The sequence below is a fragment of the Spiroplasma sp. ald genome (genome assembly GCF_044714355.1).
In the GTDB taxonomy this organism is placed as follows: Bacteria; Bacillota_I; Bacilli_A; order Mycoplasmatales; family Mycoplasmataceae; genus Spiroplasma; species Spiroplasma phoeniceum.
This window is the reverse complement of record NZ_RXFY01000147.1, coordinates 1-1,898: the sequence shown is the minus strand read 5'-3', so window position 1 is coordinate 1,898 and position 1,898 is coordinate 1. Positions and strand designations below refer to the sequence as shown.

General features: G+C 27.1%; 3 protein-coding genes. 2 read left to right on the top strand and 1 reads right to left on the bottom strand.

Annotated features, from left to right (window positions below; translation table 4 throughout):
* Positions 1–315: MBL fold metallo-hydrolase (locus EHU54_RS05705; RefSeq protein WP_400249430.1), on the top strand; the 315-nt coding region annotated here is incomplete at its 5' end.
* A gap of 69 nt (positions 316–384) precedes the next feature.
* Here EHU54_RS05705 and EHU54_RS05700 read toward each other — a convergent pair.
* Entirely contained in the window at positions 385–1,215 is an 831-nt protein-coding gene (locus EHU54_RS05700) for a hypothetical protein (RefSeq protein ID WP_400249429.1), read from the bottom strand.
* A gap of 194 nt (positions 1,216–1,409) precedes the next feature.
* Here EHU54_RS05700 and EHU54_RS05695 point away from each other — a divergent pair, with 194 nt between their 5' ends.
* Entirely contained in the window at positions 1,410–1,847 is a 438-nt protein-coding gene (locus tag EHU54_RS05695; protein ID WP_400249428.1) for a hypothetical protein, read from the top strand.
* The last annotated feature ends 51 nt before the right edge of the window (positions 1,848–1,898 follow it).

Below are 1,898 nucleotides of genomic sequence, written 5' to 3'. Positions count from 1 at the left end.
TTTTATAGGAATTTTAAAATAACTAGGTTATGCAAGAAGTCTATTGAAGTTTTTCATATTCCTGGTCATACCGCAGGAACTCAAATGTTAAGAATTAAAGCGCTAAATTTAGTGACAACTGGTGCTAGTTTAATGCCTGATAAAACAAGTCCTGGTTATACCGGAGCTATGTGTAATGATAATTACTTTATTACTGAATTACGTCGCATTACTAATTTAGATGCAAAATGGCATGTGTTACCTGGGCATAATAAACCATTTCGAATGGCCCATGCTCTTGCTGAAAAAGTAATTACAGTAGAAGAAAATGAATAAATTTCTAAAAGGGGAAAAGAAAAAGTAGAATCATTCTACTTTTTCTTTTCCCCTTTATTTAAGAAAACATTATTCTTGTGAGTAATGCATTACATAAGTGTTAAAATATAAATCTTGTGGTTCAAAACCTAGTTTTTGATACCAAGCAACTTGGTTATCTGGTACCACAATACCAACAGTTTGATAATTTGCTTTTTTTGCTTGGTGTAATAAATGCATTAACATTTTCTTTTTATTTTCAGAATTATCATCATTGTCAGTAATTCTAATTACAGCGATTGTTGCTTCAAAAAAGAGAATCCCAGTTGTCATTGGTGTTTCATCTTTAGTTAAGGTTACAGCATAGCAAAGATTGTTAACTTGATTTAATGTAGGATTAGGTTGTGAAGTTGGTAAATCTTTTAATGGTAAATCAGCATCACTAATAATTTTAAGGTTTGTTGTAGTTATTAATTTGGGTTTTTTTTCTTTGCAAAACATTGTTAGATCAGTTATCGGATTAAATTTTTCGTTTTTCAATAATTCACTTTTTGCGGTAAAAGTTTTTAAATCAATCATCATTCCAATTCCAGTTTGCAAATATGTTAAGCCATTTTTTTCAAAAAATGAACGTTCTGCTTGGTTATTATCAACTGTAATTGTACACCAAATAAATGGTGTTTTTTCTGAATAATATTCATCAATAATTTCACCAGCTTTTGCAAATTGTTCTGATGTTGCTAGATGCGAACTAATAACACCATTAATACTATTTTTTAATTGACGAGTATCAATTTGATAAAAGAAATTGTTACTATCAAGTTTATTTTGTTGTTGTTCATTATCATGCTTTGGATCAACAGTATAATTAATATAATTTACAACCAACTGGTTTATTTTTTCACTATTAAAATTAAACATTTTGAATCCTCCTTTTACTTACTTATAATTTTATCACTTTTTGGTGTTAGAAGAAAAAAATTTTAAAAAATAGATTTAAATTTAGTAAAATAGTAAGGAAATTATGAAAAATAAAATAATAATGCCTACTTGTACTTTACCTAAAAAATGACTAAAATGTATATTATGTGATTTGATGTTAAAGGAGTTATACAATGTTCAAGTGAAATCCTCGCGTCCATTTTTATTTACGTTTGGGAGCTTTAATTATTTTAAGTTTATTTTTATTGCTTGATTTAATCATGGCAACTTATTATCCACAACCAAAATTTGCACACTTAGGTTATGGTGAAAGAATTTCTAATTATTATTCGTTTTTTACAACGCAAACAAATTATATTGTTGCTCTATATTTTTTCTTATATTTGTTTGAATCAAAATTTAAAAATACAAAACCACACTATGTGATTCAATTAGCAGTTACAACGTACATTACAATTACAATGTTAGTTTTTTGAGTTGGTATTGTTGGTCAAAAAGATCAAGCATCACAATATCGTCCTTATCACTGAGTGGCAACAGTTATTTTACATTTAGTGATGCCAGTTATAATAGACTTCTTGCATAACCTAGTTATTTTAAAATTCCTATAAAATATATTTAAAATAGAAATTATAGGAATCTAAAATTATGAAATTTGATAA